The 19,227-nt window shown below is 56.3% G+C and carries 14 protein-coding genes and 1 pseudogene; 1 reads left to right on the top strand and 14 read right to left on the bottom strand.

What is annotated here, in order from left to right; genetic code table 11:
- Window positions 1-233: 233 nt before the first annotated feature.
- The 9 genes and pseudogenes from N7220_RS10520 to ychF all read right to left on the bottom strand — a co-directional run bounded on the left by N7220_RS10520 (window position 234) and on the right by ychF (window position 12,069).
- Window positions 234-752, bottom strand: coding sequence for a fimbrial protein (locus N7220_RS10520; RefSeq protein ID WP_283147475.1), 519 nt, complete (start codon window positions 750-752; stop codon window positions 234-236).
- Between the two features lie 108 nt (window positions 753-860).
- Window positions 861-1,979, bottom strand: a complete 1,119-nt coding sequence (locus tag N7220_RS10515; protein ID WP_283147474.1) for a fimbrial protein — start codon at window positions 1,977-1,979, stop codon at window positions 861-863.
- Window positions 1,980-2,106: 127 nt separating this feature from the next.
- Complete coding sequence (locus N7220_RS10510) at window positions 2,107-4,725, bottom strand: fimbria/pilus outer membrane usher protein (protein WP_283147473.1); 2,619 nt, start codon at window positions 4,723-4,725, stop codon at window positions 2,107-2,109.
- 150 nt (window positions 4,726-4,875) lie between these two features.
- Window positions 4,876-5,613, bottom strand: a complete 738-nt coding sequence (locus N7220_RS10505; protein WP_283147472.1) for a fimbria/pilus periplasmic chaperone — start codon at window positions 5,611-5,613, stop codon at window positions 4,876-4,878.
- A 169-nt stretch (window positions 5,614-5,782) separates the two neighbouring features.
- Entirely contained in the window at window positions 5,783-6,322 is a 540-nt protein-coding gene (locus N7220_RS10500) for a fimbrial protein (protein ID WP_283147471.1), read from the bottom strand.
- A gap of 428 nt (window positions 6,323-6,750) precedes the next feature.
- On the bottom strand, window positions 6,751-7,002 hold the full coding sequence (locus tag N7220_RS10495; protein WP_283151429.1) for a LuxR C-terminal-related transcriptional regulator: 252 nt from the start codon (window positions 7,000-7,002) through the stop codon (window positions 6,751-6,753).
- Between the two features lie 45 nt (window positions 7,003-7,047).
- Window positions 7,048-7,290 (bottom strand): annotated as a pseudogene (locus tag N7220_RS10490) (response regulator); the annotation flags it as partial.
- A 319-nt stretch (window positions 7,291-7,609) separates the two neighbouring features.
- Window positions 7,610-10,816: a hybrid sensor histidine kinase/response regulator gene (locus tag N7220_RS10485; RefSeq protein WP_283147470.1), complete on the bottom strand. Its 3,207-nt coding sequence runs from the start codon at window positions 10,814-10,816 to the stop codon at window positions 7,610-7,612.
- Between the two features lie 161 nt (window positions 10,817-10,977).
- Window positions 10,978-12,069, bottom strand: coding sequence for a redox-regulated ATPase YchF (ychF, locus tag N7220_RS10480; RefSeq protein WP_283147469.1), 1,092 nt, complete (start codon window positions 12,067-12,069; stop codon window positions 10,978-10,980).
- 350 nt (window positions 12,070-12,419) lie between these two features.
- On the opposite strand from ychF, the gene N7220_RS10475 reads away from it, so the two are divergent.
- Window positions 12,420-13,319 (top strand): YihY/virulence factor BrkB family protein, encoded by a 900-nt coding sequence (locus N7220_RS10475; protein ID WP_283147468.1) that lies wholly within the window; start codon window positions 12,420-12,422, stop codon window positions 13,317-13,319.
- 16 nt (window positions 13,320-13,335) lie between these two features.
- Here the strand turns inward: N7220_RS10475 and glmU are convergent, their stop codons facing one another.
- The 5 genes from glmU to atpA all read right to left on the bottom strand — a co-directional run bounded on the left by glmU (window position 13,336) and on the right by atpA (window position 19,217).
- Complete coding sequence (gene glmU, locus N7220_RS10470; protein ID WP_283147467.1) at window positions 13,336-14,709, bottom strand: bifunctional UDP-N-acetylglucosamine diphosphorylase/glucosamine-1-phosphate N-acetyltransferase GlmU; 1,374 nt, start codon at window positions 14,707-14,709, stop codon at window positions 13,336-13,338.
- Between the two features lie 207 nt (window positions 14,710-14,916).
- Complete coding sequence (locus N7220_RS10465) at window positions 14,917-15,345, bottom strand: F0F1 ATP synthase subunit epsilon (RefSeq protein ID WP_283147466.1); 429 nt, start codon at window positions 15,343-15,345, stop codon at window positions 14,917-14,919.
- A gap of 11 nt (window positions 15,346-15,356) precedes the next feature.
- The gene (atpD, locus tag N7220_RS10460) at window positions 15,357-16,736 is read right to left on the bottom strand and encodes a F0F1 ATP synthase subunit beta (RefSeq protein ID WP_283147465.1); all 1,380 of its coding nucleotides are present in this window, start codon (window positions 16,734-16,736) and stop codon (window positions 15,357-15,359) included.
- Window positions 16,737-16,779: 43 nt separating this feature from the next.
- Complete coding sequence (gene atpG / locus N7220_RS10455) at window positions 16,780-17,649, bottom strand: F0F1 ATP synthase subunit gamma (RefSeq protein ID WP_283147464.1); 870 nt, start codon at window positions 17,647-17,649, stop codon at window positions 16,780-16,782.
- 26 nt (window positions 17,650-17,675) lie between these two features.
- A complete protein-coding gene (atpA, locus tag N7220_RS10450; protein WP_283147463.1) occupies window positions 17,676-19,217 on the bottom strand; it encodes a F0F1 ATP synthase subunit alpha in 1,542 nt (513 codons plus the stop codon).
- Window positions 19,218-19,227: the final 10 nt, after the last annotated feature.

Here is a 19,227-nt window from a genome sequence, read left to right as displayed (position 1 = left end):
GCGTCATGTCAAAGCAAAGATAGAGCCGAAGTTGGTTGGGGAGAAAAGACAGCAAACGGGCCGGGGATTCAAGATATAGGCAGGACAACTACTTGGGAGCGGAGGCGACGAGGTAACGCCTGCTGTGCATGATCTGGAGATGAAAGGGTCTAGGTTGTGCGTTAGCCAGACGGTATGCCGCGCCAATATAAAACACCGCCATATGGCGGTGTTTTATATTGGCGCTCTTGATCTTAGTTATAGGTAAAGTTGACCGTGGCAATCGCGGCAACGTCCCCCGCTGACATGGTCCCGGTACGATACATTTGCGCCGCCAGCGGAATCGTCATTGTCGTACCAGAAATGGCACCCCTGGAAATGGCGCTGTTCAGTGCCAGCGGGGTACCTGTAGTGGCACCGACAGTGGCCGTGGTCAGTAGTTGCACACCCACGCCCGCAGCGCTGCCGGTACTGGCCAGCACGCCCACGTTTGCCCCGACCTGGGTGCCGCTCACGGTCATCGTGACATTGGTGCCATTCGCGCAGTTTTGCAAATCAATTTCAAACGCAGCCGGGTTATTGGTAGTGCCCACGGCAGCAAAATCGGTTGTTCTGGCAGAGCCCAGCGGAATGTTCTGGTTGGCCGTGCCCGTGGTCACCGAACATGTCGGAAGCATGAGGGTACCGCTAAAGTTGAGTGTAACGTCTGCGGCAAAGGTAGAACCCGCAGCACCCAGCGCCAGCGTTGCAGCAATATATTTAATCGTTTTCATCTTCAATTCCCTCAAAATATGTGACTCTGCGTTTACTTGAAAAGTAACCGGGTAGATATAACAGCCACCCAAAAACCAATTCACTTATGCGCAGGCATTCAGCACAGATTATTGATAACTCAATGTCATTGTTGCTATGCCATCCGCATTCCCCGGTGTTGGGGAAGCCGCTGTCTGGATATAGCGTGCCGACAACGGCAGTGTGAGCGTGGTATTCCCGACCGAACTTTGTATTAACCACTGGTTGGTGTTACCGGCAGCAATAGAATCAGGGCCATAACCCAAAATGGTTGCACCATTCAGAACCTGGATCTTCACACCCGTGGCCACAGAGGTGTTGGTCAGTGACAATTGATTGGATGTATTGCCCGGATTGGTCTGGTCCGTCAACGTGGCATAAAGGTTCGTCGTAACACCAGCACTACCCCCGGAACAGACCAGTGTGACGTTAAAGTTCTGGGCGGGTGACGTATCGCCCACGTTCCTCAAGGTCGTGCCAATGGTGGCAACACCCAGCGAGACCGGCGGCGCTGTCGCTGCGCATGTTGGTCTTGTCGGGGTAAAAATAATGCTGGACGATAGCTGAATGGATACGATTTGAAAATTGAAGCCCGATCCGGTGACCCAAACTTGACCTATCTCTCCGTTTAGGCTGCCACCTGCAGCGATAGCCCCCGTCTTGACCAGCTTGGTGGTGAAGCTGTACGAAGGATTGGGCGCCCAATGAACGCCTGGCCCCCCCTGTACCGGGTCTAAGTATGCGGTGTAGGGAAGGAGGGTGCTTGAACCCAAAGTGAACTGGAAACCCACTCCCGGAATACTCGACGCATATACGTTTGGTGTCCCACCCACCGTCCCGAGATAGGTTCCATCGCCGTTATAGATTTCCGACGACATCGTAATGTCACACGTAATATAAGCACTGGGACTGGTTGCTGACCATGTCGTTGTATTGGATCCGAGAATGGCGCCGATCGGGACGTTGGGATTGGCATTTACCGTGAACCCTGGCAGCATGACGACCAGAGGCGCAGGGCCGCCGTGTGGGGTGCAACTTGCCGCCTGCGCAATAGCGGGCAACAAGGTCAGGGCCAGGAGTGCACACCAGGTGCCTAGCCAGGTAAACAGTGAGCGGACGGGTTGGTAAGTGGTCGCGTAATAAAGCGTCAAATGTCTTGGGAATTTCATCGCAATACCTTGGCACCCTCGGAAATGGTTACGTTTCATGGTTCAAACCTCGTTGTGGAGCGCTTACCGGCACTCGCGTGCATCAGTCGTAATCAACGACAGTGCATGTCAGTAAATGCAATGCGGCTCTACCCCTGTCCACACACATACGAGTGTGTGGTCCGCATTACCGGCACTCGCCATCAGTAAAGTAATAAGGCGCCTGCTTGCCTTCTCCGTCCTTGGGAATGCTGTAACCCAGCGAACAAGAATTGCCTTTACCCTCGCCCCACTTGACCGTCAGCTCACCCTGATCCTGCTTCAGGCCGTAAGTCATGATGCGGCCGCCTTGTGCAACAGACCCGACGTTGTTGCCCGCGCTGTCCAGCACCTCGGCTCCAAACGGCAGCGCTTCGCCATTGGCACGTTTGGTCCGGATAATGAGGGCCTTGCCGGCGTTGACGGTGTCGAACTTCAGTTTGACGACGGCACCGGCAGTCGGCGCGACATGCATTTCCGTGGTCTTCAGTTGCACACCCATCGGCAGGCCTTTGGGGTCCAGCTCGACGTTGTTCATTGAGAACGGCGTCAGATTGCTGACCAGCGCATGGCCCCACGGGTCGACCCGCACGCCCGGCGCGGTGGCGACGCGGGCGCCCGCTGCATCTTTGGCATCGATGATGGCCATGGTGTCGCCGGTGTTTGGCGTGACCGCCACCCCACCCTGCCACGCCACGATGCCACCCGACATCCCTGCGCTGGTCTGCGTATAGCCGTTGCTGCGGCTGGCGCTAGCGCGCAACTGGGCGACCGGGCTGAGATAGCCGACATTGCCGCCAAAGGTGTTGCTGCTGTCCGCCATGCCGCCACTGGTGCGGCTGGCGTTGATGCCGTAGTTGAACTCGCGGTCTGTGCCCAGCGCACCGGAAATGTTTTCTTGCAACTGGTTGCTGCCGTCCCGCGTGTCATGCGTATAAGTGGTGTTGGAGCTCGGGGCGTAAGCGCCGTTACCCAGCGGCAGGCTCAAGTTGAGCATGTAGCGGTTGTTCCAGCGGGCAGTACTCACGTCGAACTCGCGCGCAGCGGACACCCCCACACCCACCCGTCCCACACTCACGTTGTAACCGGCCTGGAACTGGGTATCGCGATTGGATTTGTTCCAGTAGTCCTGGGTGTAACCGGACAGGTACACCGAACCCCATTTCTCCAGACTCTGGTTCAGCGTCAGCTGTAGTCGGCCTTTCTGGATGCCGGCCATGAAGTTCCCGAGATTGCGGTCATCCAGATCGCGCAGGGTCATGGCGTCGGTGTAGCTCAGGAAGCCACTGGTAGAGTAACGGTAGGCCGCCAGCGTCAGGTTGGTGTTGGTGGGCGAGAACAGCCTGGAATAAGCCAGGCGTACGCTCTGGCCATTGTGGTCCGGCTGGTTTCTGAAGCTGGCCGAGGCCTGGGTGATATCCAGACCGAATGCGCCATATTCGGTATTGAGCGCCACACCGAGTGCTGCAGAAACATAATCTTCCGCCACGATGGTGCCGCCGTAGCCGGTAAACAGGTTGCTGAAGCCGTGCTGGGCGTTGGTTTCAAACACGAACGGCGTGCTGCGGATACTGGTGTTGCGGTACTGGCCGACCGATGCGCTGTAGCGGGTGATGCCTGGCCGCAACGCGTTGACCGGCGATGCATACGGTACCGACGACACGTGCTGGCTGCCATCGGCCTCGGTGACGATCACGTCCAGGTTGCCGCCGTAGCCGGTCGGGTACAGGTCGTTGATTTCAAACGGGCCGGCCGCCACGGTGGTTTCGTAAATGATGTTGCCGTTCTGGCGGATCTGCACTTTGGCATTGCTGTTGGCGATGCCGCGTACCGTCGGCGCGTAGCCGCGCTGTGACTCGGGGTACATGCGGTCATCACTGGCCAGCTGGATACCGCGCACGCCAAAGCTGTCAAACACGCTACCGTCGGTGAACGAATCCCCGACCGTGAGCTGGCTCTTGATGTCGGCAAACCCGCGCTGGGCGTAGCTCTGGATGCTCTGGTAATGTGTGTCGCCACCCGTGTTGTGGGTGACGTTGCCGTTGTAGCGCAAGCGCCACGGACCGGCATTCAGACCGGCGTTCAGGCCCAGATAGCTCTGGGTCGAGGAGGCGTTATTATCACCCGCGCTGTGGAACACGTTGGCGTTGTACTGCAACGTGGCGGCCGGGATGCCGTCATCCCAGTACTGCGGGTCAACATAACCACGCGCGCTACGGTTCAAAAATGCCTGCGGGACGCTGGCATCCAGTCGTTGTTCACCGTTGTCAAAGGTGGCAAAGGCCCCATCCACCAAGTCCGGCAGCACCAGACAGGATGCGCCCGCCTGTGCCTGCAGTTTGGCTTGCGCAATGGGGCTCAGCCGATTGAGATCAACCCCCATGCGTTCCAGCAAGTCACGACTGAAACAGGGCTGAACGTTGCCGGAGCCTTTCTGCAGTTCCCGCAGTGGCACTTCCACCACGCCGATCCACATCTGGTTGACGTACAGCGCAGCGCGGTAATCACCGGGCAGCGCGACATTGCCCTTATTGAAGCGGCTGATATCGAGCTTGCTGGCCGCCGGGCTGTTCGGGCCGTTCAGGAAATCCTGGTTGAATTCGACGGCCGCCACCTGGATCGGCTTGGCTTGGGCTGCTTCGTCTGCCCATACCGGACCCAGTGCAAATACGGAAAGGAGCGCGGCGCTCACCGGGCACAACCGGGATGGTGCCTTTTTGTGGGCGGTACGGATTTCTTTACTGTTTTTTTGTACGCGGTTGGTCATAGGTAAGTCCGTTTTTCAGGGCAACACCGGCCCGTTCACGCTGGCCGGGCCAGCGTGAAGCCGTAAACTGGATGGAAATCCTGGATGGAAAGTCTGGCGAGGTGACTGGCGCTTTACGGGCTGGTTGCCCCGGGAACAAGAGCGCCACTGCTACTGCAATACGCCCTCGCCCTGCACTGGGCCGCCGTAGTCGTTGAGGGTGGTGAACTGCACTTTGGTACCCGCTGCAGCGGCGGCGTGGCCTTTCAGGGGGATATCCAGGGTACCGCCAGGTGCCACCATGTCGCCGTCGTCAAACTTGGCAGCACCCACTGCCGCGGCAATGACGGTCACGTGGTAGAGCGTGGGATTGGTCACCTGCAGCACCTGCTTGCCTCCCTTGTCGGCAACATGCCAGGTCAGCTTGCCCGGGGCATCATTGACCGAGCCCTTGAGCCCGGCCGGACGGAAGAAGAACTTGATGCGGGAACGGAACGCCAGTTGCATGTGGTTGGCACCGGCCTCGTCCGCCATGGGCTTGGGCGGGATTTCCAGCATGTTGAGCCAGAACACGGATTCTTTATCCTGCGGCAGCGGTTCGCCGGTATAGGCAATGCGCAGCGTTTGCGCCTTGGCCGGGTCGATGCGCGACATCGGCGGGGTAATGGTGAACGGCAGGTCAATTCTGGACGGGTCTGCCTTCGGGTCACCCTTATCCAGCCAGACTTGGGTCAAAGCGGGTTTTTCACCGTTATTGGACAACTTGATGGTGATTTCAGAATCCTGTGCGTTATAAATCACTCGCGTACCGGCAATCACGACCGACGCTGGAGCAGCAAATGGCAGCAGTCCGCCAATGAGCAGCAGTCCGGTAACAAGTGAGCTATAAACGATTTTTTTGATATTCATGACAATTAACCAAGCAAAATAAAGCAAACAATTTCCGGAACAAGAATTCCGGATAAGAAACATTCAATTCGGCCGGAAATATCTTTCTACAAAAGCAGGTTGGGCCATTCGGCCCAACCTGATCAGGAATATCCCTCAAGGACAAGGTCACCCCGAGGCAATTACCCTGTTACTGATAGTTCATCGAATAGGTAACAGTGGTGTTCACGTCACCAGCGGTCGCGCCACCCAGCGGCGACGCATAACGGGCTACGTACGGCAGAGTGGCGCCGCCAGCGGTGATGAACTTGATAGTCGAACCTTGAGCGACGACGCTCCCCTTGCTAACATCAATGGGGGACATATCGTTATTGAGCAATTGCACCTCAACGTTGGTTGCGTACTGACCGCCCACTGCATTCTTCAGGTTACCGTCGGCCAGGGTATTGGCACCGTATTCAAAGTAGGTAGCAACAGTGCCAGTTACCGGCATACAGTTGGACAGCACAATGCTGAAAGGAACTGCACCAGCATTGGAACCAGCTGCGGACAGTGCAGCGGTAGAGATTTTTGGCAGTGTAACCGTGAAATCGCTACCTTGATTGTTACCGACGATGGTACATGTTTGTGCCGTCAGTGCGCCGTTGATGGTGATGGTGCCATCAGAAGCAAAAGCACCAGCGGACAGGCCCATGCCAATGATCAGTGCAGGAATCAGTTTCTTCATCATGATTGGTAAATTCCAAAAAAATAATAGCAAAAAGCCAGAAAGTAAATCCCCGACTTAATCTCACTTGCTTGAATTGGCCTTGGCTGCAATGTCTACGGTTTTAATTTGGTCCGTATTTTCAATTCTCATTGCGGCACGTCTATGCAACTGACGAGCCAATTAACCCAGCTCACACGCTTTCATAGACGTCAAGTGAATCGGAGCTTTTAAATTCCGAATCAAACATCACCCAAGTGACCGGTCGAATAATGCTCTTGCCATGTAATGACTTGAATCAGCGATGCCTTAAAAATAGTAAATTGCTGTATTGCAGCGTTTCTACCAACAGTATTGGCAGGAGCGACAGACCTGCCTGCTGACCGGGAGGGCCGGTGAGAGGCAAAAATTGAGCATTCAACGAATGGCGTGAGACCAGGCTTTATGTTGATTTAGCCAGCGGGGCTGATCAACCCGGTGGTGACAGCGTACTGAAATAGATCGTGGTCGTTCTCGAGCCCTAACTTACGCATTGCTACAGATTTCTGGGCGCTGATCGTCTTGGTACTGCGATTGGATATGCGCGCAATTTCAACAATGGATACGCCAGAGGCACACAGGCGCAAGACTTCCATTTCCCGCTTGGACAAACGCTGTTCAAACTGTTGCGGGCCCGCGGTTTCGAGCAGGTTTCGCACTGACATAGGCACATAGCCACCGCCTTGATAGACCGCATTGATGGCCGAAACCACGTGCGAGGCTTTGTCGCTTTTGTTGAGAATGGCGTTGATGCCTACTTTCTGGATGCTACGGATCAACGCGGGGTTATCTAGCATGGTCATCACCACAATCTTTAACGTGGGAAAGCGGCGTTGCAGCAGTTGCAACAAGGGCAGGCCATCACCGAATTTGCCGCCAGGCATGGAGTAGTCTGTAACCAATACGTCACAAGGGTCTTGCTCAAGAATTTGCATCAAGTCAGTGGAGCTGGCGGCTTCAGCGACCTACTCGAAATCCGGGTTTTTGGCGATTTCCAGCGCTATCCCGGCCCGGACGATGGGGTGGTCGTCGGCAACGATGATTTTGACCATGCTGTATTTCCTCTTCCTTGCGCAGACTGAAACAAATGGGTTTGATCATTAGTACTCCGATCGCTTAAGGCAAGTCCTTGTTTATCTGCCGGAATACTAGGTTTTTTCCGTTGTTGTGGCTCTAGGGTAATCCTTAGTTTTTATCGTAAATGTCATTATTTTGCACATCCAGGCGTGATCTCTCTTACAACCGTGTAGCTTTCCGAACCGTTTTGAAGCTTCACTCGCCACTTGGGGTGGCGATTGGCAGCTCGCTGAAAAACGTTTCGATATATGTCTCCAGACCAGCAAGCGCGACTACGGCTTCGTCCTGCATGTGTGCTGCCATCAGCTCCAGCGCCCGGCACGACTCCTGGATATCTTCCCCGTCCGGGACAGCACTGAAAGCACCGCGCATCCGGTGCGCATGCCGACGCAATGTCAGGGCGTCGCCTTGCTCCACGGCATGCCGGATAACGTTCAAGTCTTGCTGCACGCTGGCGACAAAAGCTCGTTGCAGGGCCGGATCTTCGACGAGAACCCTTGAGAGCCCATCTTCATCAACCACGTTCACGTCGGACGCAATAGCCGAGGCGGTTGGCACAATTGCGCTGAGCACTTGGCGCAGGTCTTTGAGCAATATCGGTTTGAATAGCGCCACATTCATGCCTGCGGCCAGGCAACGCTCCCGTTCTCCCGGAAACACGCTGGCGGTGATCCCGATCAGCGGGGTGGCATTGCCTTGGGCACGCAAGGCACGCGCTAGCGCGTAGCCATCCATACCGGGCATATTCACATCGGTGAAGATTATGTCGAACGTTGCATGCTGCAATGCCTCCAGCAGCTGGTAACCATTTTCGACCGCCTGAACCGTACCGCCAACGGCTTCCAGCTGTTTCTTGAGAAGTTGACGGTTCAGCGGGTGATCTTCCGCAATCAAAATGCGCAGGCCCACTATTGGTTGGACCGGTGGCAACGCGGGGTTTTGGACGGCAGTGAGACCTTGCCCGCTTGCCAGACTGAGTGCCGACGACAGTGATTCCTGGCTATACAAACTGGCGCAAATTTCGTGCTGCATTTGTTGCGGGATTAGCGGGCCGTCGGGAAGCAGTCGGATCACGGGCTTGCCCGGGTCGGCGGCCTGAGAGCGGCTGGCAGATCCTTGCCGCGTTCCCGCGGTGACTTGCACGATCCCGCGCCCCGCATCGGACACTGGCGCGCCAGCAATATGAATTGGATAGCCAGCCTTCTGCAGTTGCTGCGCAATGTTGTCGCGCACTTGTGGATCATCTATTTGCAAATCGACGACGGGTCGCAATTCTGGCGGCGTCGCAGCGGCGGCGTTGGGTGCAACAGCGGCCACATGCGCAGGGACGCTGACAGTAAAGCAGCTACCCACGTCGGGCTCGCTTTGCAGACTGATTTCGCCCCCCATTAAATGGACCAGTCTGCGGCAAATCGACAACCCCAGACCGGTGCCACCAAATTGCCGGGTCACGCCGGCATCCGCTTGTATAAAGGGCTCAAACAGTTGCTTTTGCGTGGCAGGATCGATGCCAATCCCGGTATCGCGAACACTAAATACTAAATATGAGAAGCCAGCGGTAGATTCCTCGCCAGCTATCGGTGTGAGCTGTGTGCTGCGCGCTTCCAGCCACAGCCGCAGGGTTACGCTGCCAGTCTGGGTGAACTTGATGGCGTTGGATAACAGATTGCCCACAATCTGACGCAGACGGGTGGCGTCGCCCAGTAGTTCGGGCAGGCCTGGCTGCAATTGGCAATACAACTTCAGCCCTTTTTTGTGGGCAAGCGGATAAAAGCTACGTACTACGCTTTCCAGGATCAGCACCGGCGCATAGGGAAGATGTTCCAGCCGTAACACACCCGACTCGATTCGCGAAAAATCCAGAATGTCGTCAATGATCGCCAGCAGCGTTTGCGACGATTCACGCATGGTCTGCAGAGCTTCACCCCGGGTAGCGGGCATATCGGACTCGGATAGCAAATCCAGCGTTCCCAGCATGCCATACAGCGGGGTGCGTATTTCGTGGCTCATGGTCGCCAGAAAGGTCGACTTGGCTTCGTTAGCCGCGATGGCGGCCTGGCGGCTGCTTGCTTCGGCCTCCCGCGCGCGCTTGAGTTGAGCGGCCCAAGGGCGTAGATACCGGTGCCGGACCTGGTACACGGCAAAAAACAGCAGGCTGACTGACAGCACGTAAACCAGCAGTATCCAGCTAATGCTGGTGAGATTCATCAGCAACAAAGCCGAAACCGGGTACGCGTAGACCACGCCCCAGGCTTGATGGCCGGTTCTGCCAGCAATATAGAAAAAACCGTGATCAAACCAGGACCGGGAAACGACGGCCCCACCAAGGTCCGGTGCGTGGGCCTGCAACGAAGCCACGGTCAACCGGGAGTCTGGTGCTGACCAGATCAAGCTGGATGAACCGACATTCACCAGATTGACCATTTTTCCCCAGTACTGTTTATCCAGTTCCGGAATTACCACATCCTGCGGCAAGCTGCTGGTGGGGATTCCGGTTACGACATAGCGGTCAATGGTGCCGTCAGGCCCACGAACAGGCAGGACACAATTGAACATCTGCATTCGCTCAAGCTGGTCCTCTGTGGCGGCCAGCCAGAATGGAGAATCTGGGTTTCCGGCAAGTTGGCCAGCGCGAATCCGTTCTAGCAACTGTTGTAGCGTGGCGGGCGAGAGATGCAGTTTCTGCAGATAGCCCTCGCGAGCACTGAGAATCGCTCTGCCACTGGCGACGTCTATTCCCACGACATAGGCCGGGCGCTTATCCTCGTTTGACCATAAAAAAGACGAGAGAAAAGCAAACCGCAAGCCACGCTCGGCCAAGTGCAGCGCCCGTTCCCGACTGATTGGGATATCAGTGGTTAGCAAAACCAGTGGCTGACCCCATTCTTCTTTGTCCAGAATGGACAAACTATTTGAGGGATACGCCAACACGGCATCTGCCAATTGTTGCAGGCGCTGATGGTCGATCATGCTCACTGGCACAGCGACATCATTGCGGGTCAGACTTCTCACAAACGCTTCGTTGGTACGTTGAATCGTAAGAACGCCATTGAAATGATTGCGGCTCAACCCACTCAATACCCAAACGGTTTGCTGGAATAGTCCATAAATTGCGAAGACCAGAACCGAGGTCATCAGTATCAGTATCAGCCCGGCCGCAAGACTGAACATTCTGCCGGACTGCAGTGATTCGTCAGCTAGCTTGCGATAGTGGGTGAAATTGAGGTTCAACGCTGGTGTCCGCAGGATGCGTATACGAGGTTTGAGCGACCACACCCCGTACATATAAAAAATCAAGGCTGTATGAGCGGTTACACCAATGGTTACCGTCCGCAGCGACTGCCTACCCCGTAAGCATAGGCAATCTCCGGTTTTACGCGAGCGATGCCGCGGGCGGTTCACGTCTCTTGGCGCGCGCCCGGTGATCCGTATAGTCGACGTGCAGGCACCAGATACTCACTTGCTGCGCGCCATAAAACAAAAAACCCCCGTTTGTACGGGGGTTTTCCTTGGGGCGGCTGGCGCTCCTTCGAGAAGGGTCAGATGGACCTGCAGCACCAGGCTTAGACGTTAAACAAGAAGTTCAGGACGTCGCCGTCTTTGACCACGTATTCCTTGCCTTCGGCCCGCATCTTGCCGGCTTCTTTGGCGCCCTGCTCACCCTTGTAGCTGATGAAATCAGCGAAAGCGATGGTTTGGGCACGGATAAAGCCGCGCTCAAAGTCAGTGTGGATGACGCCGGCGGCTTGCGGCGCGGTGTCGCCCTTGTGGATGGTCCATGCGCGCACTTCCTTCACACCGGCAGTGAAGTAGGTTTGCAGGCCCAGCAGCTCGAAGCCAGCGCGGATCAGACGATTCAGGCCTGGCTCTTCCAGACCCAACTCTGCCAGGAATTCGGTTTTGTCTTCATCCGGCAACTCGGCAATTTCAGACTCAATAGCGGCACATACGGCCACAACCGGCGCGCCTTCGGTCTTGGCGTATTCGGTTACTTTATCCAGCAGCGGATTGTTGGTGAAGCCATCTTCTGCCACGTTGGCCACATACATGGCTGGCTTGGCGGTTAGCAGGCACAGTGGCTTGATCAGCGCTTTTTCATCGGCACTCAGACCAACCGAACGCACGGGACGGCCTTCATTCAGCACAGGCAGCAGTTTTTCCAGCACAGCCACCAGTTGTTGCGCGTCTTTGTCACCGCTACGGGCTTTCTTGCCATCACGCAGAATGGATTTCTCAACGGTCACCATATCGGCCAGTGCCAGTTCGGTACCGATCACGGCAATGTCATCGATCGGGTCAACGCGGCCGGCAACGTGAATGATGTTGTCGTCGTTGAAGCAGCGCACCACATTCACGATGGCATCGGTTTCGCGGATATTGGCCAGGAACTGGTTACCAAGACCTTCGCCCTTGCTGGCACCGGCCACCAAGCCAGCGATATCCACAAACTCCACAATCGCCGGAACGATCTTTTGCGGGTTGATGATGTCCGCCAGCTGCTGCAGGCGTGCATCCGGCACTTCGACGATACCGACGTTCGGCTCAATGGTGCAGAACGGGTAATTGGCCGCTTCGATCCCGGCTTTGGTCAGGGCGTTGAAGAGTGTGGATTTGCCGACGTTGGGCAAGCCCACAATGCCGCATTTGAGACTCATTGGATGATCCTTATTTTCAATTGGTGGACAACAGAAACGAGATGCATCCGGTGTTCTGTGTCGAGATATTCAGCGATGGCATATCCCAGGCAAGACGGCGCGGGATGTTGTTCCGGTGTATATCTACCCGAAACAGGCCAGAATTAGCCTCGATTGTACCACCGCACGGGCCGCCGCTCTGCTTGGCGACGGGCATCCCGCAAAATCACCAGGAACCGACACGAGGCGATACTTGTCGTTTGTTCATGAGGCCCACGGCGGTGTTTGTCTGACAGCCGAAACGGTCTTGCCCGGATAGTAGACGGCTGGTGCGTGGCGCACGCTGCTCGCACGGTGATCGGAGAACATGAATGTTATGGCAGAAACTGCTGGGGCTCTGGCACCTCGCGCAACGCGTCGTCTCCAAGACCATTGACGGCTTTTTTGACGATGAGCTGATGACGCGCGCGGCAGCGTTGGCGTTTTACTCAGCCCTGTCGTTCGCCCCGCTGCTGGTCTTGCTGCTGTGGGTGGTGGCATCACTCTCGCCGGATTACCAGACGCAACTGGTTGATGGGCTGAATCGCATGGTTGGTCCTAAAGCCGCAGATGCCGTCCAGCTGGTAATTCGCAATGCCTCCAGCCGCCCCAGCGTGGGTAATCTGGCCGGGATCATCGGACTGACGATTACCCTGATTGCGGCTTCGGCGGTGTTTGCACAACTGCAAGGTGCAATCAATCGCGTGTGGGGTTTGCGCTCGCGGCCGGGTCAAGCGGTGATCGGGTGGCTGCGCTCACGCATGAACGCCGTGGGTCTGTTGTTGGCGGTAGCGTTTTTGCTGGTGATTTCTTTTTCGGCGAGTACGCTGATCGGCTTGTTTGTGCCCGGCCACACCGTGGCGTGGCAGGTGGTGGAGGCGAGTGTTTCGACCACTATTTTCGTGTTCGTGTTTGCCGCCATCTTCAAGGTCTTGCCCGATGCCATCATCGCCTGGCGCGATGCGCTGGCAGGTGCCGTGTTGACCGATCTGTTGTTCATCCTCGGCAAAATCGGCATCAGTCTTTACATACAAAACAGCGATGTCGGCGGCGCTTACGGACCAGCGGGCAGCGTGGTGGTGCTGCTGGTGTGGGTCTATTACTCGGCCTTGATTCTGTTACTGGGTGCGGAGTTGACCGAAGCCGTGGCCGAAGCGCGCGGCGCCCCAATCCGGCCCACGGCTCATGCGGTGCGCATCCTCGTTAGAACCCAGGAAGATACGCCCGCATAAGCTTCATCGCCCAGACTTAGTCTTTCTTGATTTTGACCGGGCGGCTCCAGCCCGGAATGGTCACTTGCCGTGCGCGGGCAATGGTCAGTTCGCCTTCCGGCGCATTCTTGCTGATCACCGAGCCAGCGCCGGTGGTGGCGCGATTGCCAATTGTCACTGGCGCAACCAGACAGTTGTTGGAGCCGATACGGACTTCGTCCCCAATCACCGTCACGAACTTGTTCACACCGTCGTAGTTACAGGTGATGGTGCCAGCGCCGACGTTGGTATCGCGGCCAATTTGCGCATCGCCAATATAAGACAGGTGGTTCACCTTGGAGCCGGTGCCGATCTGCGCGTTCTTGACCTCAACAAAGTTGCCGATATGCACGCCTTCAGCCAGCTTGGCACCCGGACGCAAGCGGGCATACGGGCCAATGAGCGAGCCTGCGCCCACTTCTGCGTTTTCCAGATGGCTGAACGGGTGAATCACCGCACCATCGGCAATCTGCACATTACGCAGTACGCAATTGGCGCCAATCTGCACGCCATCGCCCAATGTGACCGAGCCTTCAAATATGCAATTCACATCCACAAACACGTCTTTGCCATGCTTCAGTTCGCCGCGGATATCAATACGCGCCGGGTCAGCCAGCGTTACCCCGGCCACTAGCAATGCATGGGCCAGATTGGCTTGATGAATGCGCTCCAATTGCGCCAGCTGAACTTTGTTGTTGATGCCTTCGGCTTCCCAGGCATCGGCCGGTTGTGTCGTCACTACCGGTACGCCATCACGCACGGCCAAAGCGATCAAATCGGTCGCGTAGTACTCGCCCTGAGCATTGTCGTTCTTCAGTTCAGACAGCCACTGCGCCAGACGCCCCGTCGGCAGCGCCAGGATGCCGGTGTTGATTTCGCGAATCGCCGCTTGTTCGGGCGATGCGTCTTTTTGCTCGACGATGGCTTGAACTTCACCCGCCGCATTACGCACGATGCGGCCGTAACCAGTCGGGTTAACCAGCGTCACCGTCAGAATGCCCAGCTTGCCATCGGCACTGGCTGCCAGCAGGGCTTGCAATGTTTCAACGCGGGTGAGCGGAACGTCGCCGTACAGCATCAGCGTGATATCACTGCTCAGATGGGGCAAAGCCTGCGCCAACGCATGACCAGTGCCCAGTTGGTGCGCTTGATGAGCCCAGGCCAGATCAGCATCGACGCTCAATGCTGCCTGCACCTGATCACCACCGTGGCCATACACAACCACCGTTTTTGCGGGCTGCAGCGCGCGCGCCGTGTCCAGTACATGCCCCACCAGCGGTTTGCCGGCAATTCGGTGCAAAACCTTGGGCAGGGACGAGTACATGCGTTTGCCTTGGCCGGCAGCGAGGATTACAACATCAAGACGGGACATGGGTTTATCCTGGAAAACAATAGCCGCCATTTTACCGGTCAGCTGCAGCTGTGACATAGGAAACGCCGCAATTATCGACTCAAGCGCGCTGATCCGCTGGTAAATGCACTCACCACTCGTTCAATCGGCCATGCCGAAACTGCAAAACTACGGAAATAAAAAAAGCAGCCCGCAGGCTGCTTTTTCCGGATCGCACAATGGCGCGTCTTAGTGACCGCGTTTCTTGAGCTTCTCCACGACTGAGAGCATTGCCACCGCTTCCACCAGTTCGGCCTGCGCCATAGCGAAGTCCATCTGGGTCTTGCGGTTTTTAATTCCCTCTTCAGCCTTGGCCTTGGCTTCACGCGCCTTGGCTTCATCGATATCCGCACCACGGATGGCTGTATCAGCCAGCACAGTGATCGAATGCGGTTGCACTTCAAGCAGGCCGCCAGACACGTACAGGATGACATCCGGTTCGTGTGTGTTGGCCAGCTTGATGCGAATCGCACCTGGACGAATACGAGTCAGGAGAGGCGCATGGCGCGGGTAAATACCGACTTCGCCGCCTTCTGCCGGTGCTGTGAAAAATTCAGCAACACCAGAGAAAATCAGCGATTCGGCGCTTACCACGTCAACATGTATGGTCATCGCCATAGCCTACTCCCTTATTGCAAGGTCTTGGCTTTTTCGATCGCTTCCTCGATACCGCCAACCATGTAGAAGGCTTGTTCGGGGAGGTGGTCGTAATCACCGTTGAGAATGCCCTTGAAGCCCTTCAGGGTTTCCTTCAATGGCACGTACTTGCCTGGTGAACCAGTAAAGACTTCGGCCACATGGAACGGCTGCGAGAGGAAACGCTGGATTTTACGGGCACGAGCCACGGACAACTTATCCTCTGGCGACAATTCATCCATACCCAGAATCGCGATGATGTCTTGCAATTCTTTGTACTTTTGCAATGTCTGCTGCACGCCACGCGTCACGTTGTAGTGCTCTTCACCCACAACTTGCGGGTCGAGCTGACGCGAAGTGGAGTCAAGCGGATCGACCGCTGGGTAGATACCCAGCGAAGCGATGTCACGCGACAACACGATGGTTGCGTCCAAGTGGGCGAAGGTGGTTGCAGGCGACGGATCGGTCAAGTCATCCGCTGGCACGTAAACGGCCTGGATGGAAGTGATCGAACCAGCCTTGGTCGAGGTAATCCGTTCTTGCAGAGCACCCATTTCTTCTGCCAGCGTAGGCTGATAGCCCACAGCAGAAGGCATACGGCCCAGCAACGCGGAAACTTCAGTACCAGCCAGCGTGTAGCGGTAGATGTTGTCCACGAAGAACAGAATGTCACGACCTTCGTCACGGAAGTTTTCCGCAATGGTCAGACCAGTCAACGCTACGCGCAGGCGGTTGCCCGGCGGTTCGTTCATCTGGCCGTACACCATCGCCACTTTATCCAGAACGTTGGAGTCTTTCATTTCGTGGTAGAAGTCGTTCCCTTCACGGGTACGCTCACCCACGCCGGCAAACACGGACAGACCCGAGTGTGCCTTGGCGATGTTGTTGATCAATTCCATCATGTTGACGGTCTTGCCCACACCAGCGCCGCCGAACAGACCAACCTTACCACCCTTGGCAAACGGGCAAATCAAGTCAATAACCTTGATACCGGTTTCCAGCAGATCGATAGACTGGTTCAATTCGTCGAATTTCGGAGCGAGTTGGTGAATGGCGCGGCGGGCTTCGGTTTCAACCGGGCCTGCATCGTCAATCGGGTTACCCAACACATCCATGATACGGCCCAGAGTAGCCAGACCCACCGGAACCGAAATCGGCGCGTGGGTGTTGGATACCAGAAGACCGCGCTTCAGACCATCGGTCGTACCCATGGCGATCGCACGCACAACGCCGTCGCCCAACTGTTGCTGGACTTCCAGCGTCAGTTCAGGTTCGGCCAGTTTGAGCGCGTCATACACCTTGGGCAGGTTGTCGCGTGGGAATTCCACGTCCACAACCGGACCAATGATTTGCACAATTTTGCCTTGGCTCATCGTAGGTTCCTAATAGCTTGCATCAATCGGTTAGCCGCCTGCATCAGACTGCTGCCGCACCAGAGACGATTTCCGAGAGTTCCTTGGTAATCGCAGCTTGACGCGTCTTGTTGTACAGCAGTTGCAGGTTGCCGATCACCTTGTCGGCGTTATCGGTTGCAGCCTTCATGGCCACCATGCGCGCAGCCATCTCGGATGAAATGTTTTCCGCCACGGCTTGATAAATCAACGCTTCCACGTAGCGATTCATCAGTTCGTCAATGACGGTCTTTGCATCCGGCTCGTACAGGTATTCCCAGTTGTAGCCGTGTGCCGGTTGCCCAAAGGCATCACCGGAAAGGGGCAACAGCTGTTCTACCGTCGGCTCTTGCTTCATGGTGTTGACGAATTTGGTATACACCAGCTGGACTTCGTCTACTTCGCCCGCGATAAACGCATCTACCATCACCTTGACCGGTCCGATCAAGGATTCCAGGTGAGGCGTATCGCCCAGAGCTACTGCAGAAGAAATCACCTTGGCGCCGTTACGGCTCATAAAGCTATAGCCCTTGTTACCGATTGCGGTAACAGCGACTTCGACGCCTTGCTGGTGCAGTTCTTTCATCTTGGTGACGGACTGGCGCAGTACGTTGGTATTCAAACCACCGCACAGGCCTTTGTCCGACGTAACCACGATCAGGCCAACCCGTTTAACGCTTTCGCGCTTCTGGAGGTATGGATGCGGGTAGTCCACAAATGCTTGCGAAAGGTGAGCCGCTACGTTGCGGATCTTTTCGCCGTAAGGACGGGCCGAACGCATGCGTTCTTGCGCCTTGCGCATTTTGGATGTCGCGACCATTTCCATAGCGCGGGTGATCTTCTGCGTGTTTTTCACGCTTTTGATCTTCGTACGGATTTCTTTACCGCCTGCCATGATCCAGTTCCTTTTTCAGTACCGAATCAGTACGCGCTGCTGGCTTTGAACGCGGCCACGGCTTTCACCACTGTGGCTTCGTCTTCATCCGACAAGGCGCCCTTGGCATCAACGCGGGCCAGCAAATCAGCGTGGTTCGCTTTCAGATCAGCCAGGAAGGCCGATTCGAATGCGAGTGCGCGATTAACTGGAACATCGTCGTAGCTGCCCTTGGCAATCAGCAACAGGGTCACGGCCAGTTCGCCAACCTTGAGCGGGCTGTATTGAGCCTGCTTCATCAGTTCGGTCACCATCTTGCCGCGCTCAAGCTGCTTGCGGGTCGCTTCGTCCAGGTCGGAAGCAAACTGCGCGAACGCAGCCAGTTCACGATACTGAGCCAGCGCCAGACGTACACCACCGCCGAGCTTCTTGATCACCTTGGTCTGCGCTGCACCGCCAACGCGGGACACCGAGATACCGGCGTTCATCGCAGGACGGATACCGGCGTTGAACAAGTCGGTTTCCAGGAAGATCTGGCCATCGGTAATCGAAATCACGTTGGTCGGCACGAATGCAGACACGTCACCCGCTTGGGTTTCGATAATAGGCAGCGCAGTCAGCGAACCAGTCTTGCCCTTCACTTCGCCGCCAGTCAGTTTTTCAACTTCAACAGCATTGATACGCGAAGCGCGTTCGAGCAGACGGGAGTGCAGATAGAACACATCGCCCGGGTATGCTTCGCGGCCCGGAGGACGGCGCAGCAACAGGGAGATTTGACGGTAAGCAACGGCTTGCTTGGACAAGTCATCGTATACGATCAGGGCATCTTCGCCGCGATCGCGGAAGTACTCACCCATTGCGCAACCGGAGTAAGCAGCAATGTATTGCAGCGCAGCGGATTCAGACGCAGCGGCAGCCACCACGATGGTGTGAGCCAGCGCGCCGTGTTCTTCCAGCTTGCGCACTACGTTGGCAATCGACGAAGCCTTCTGGCCAATCGCAACGTAGATACATGTAACGCCAGTACCCTTCTGGTTGATGATCGCGTCCAGAGCAACGGCAGTCTTGCCGGTCTGACGGTCACCAATGATCAGCTCACGCTGGCCACGACCGATCGGCACCATGGTGTCGATGGCTTTCAGGCCAGTTTGCAGTGGCTGGTCAACCGATTGACGCGCAATAACGCCCGGCGCGATCTTTTCGATCGGGCTGGACAGCTTGGCGTTGATCGGGCCTTTGCCATCGATAGGTTGACCCAGCGAGTTGACCACACGGCCAACCAGTTCCGGACCTACCGGGACTTCAAGAATACGACCGGTACACTTGACTTCATCGCCTTCGGAGATGTGGGTGTATTCACCCATCACCACGGCACCAACGGAGTCACGCTCCAGGTTCAGTGCCAGACCGAAAGTGTTGCCCGGGAATTCCAGCATTTCGCCTTGCATTACATCGGACAAGCCGTGAACGCGGACGATACCGTCGGTGACCGACACAACCGTGCCGACGGTCGCAGTTTGTGCGCCTTCGGACAGGTTCTGGATCCGGGCCTTAATCAGTTCACTGATTTCAGACGGATTGAGTTGCATTAAAAATCTC

Source organism: Silvimonas soli (genome assembly GCF_030035605.1).
GTDB classification, from domain to species: Bacteria; Pseudomonadota; Gammaproteobacteria; order Burkholderiales; family Chitinibacteraceae; genus Silvimonas; species Silvimonas soli.
The sequence above is the reverse complement of the archived record's forward strand: the minus strand, read 5'-3'. Positions and strand labels throughout refer to the sequence as shown.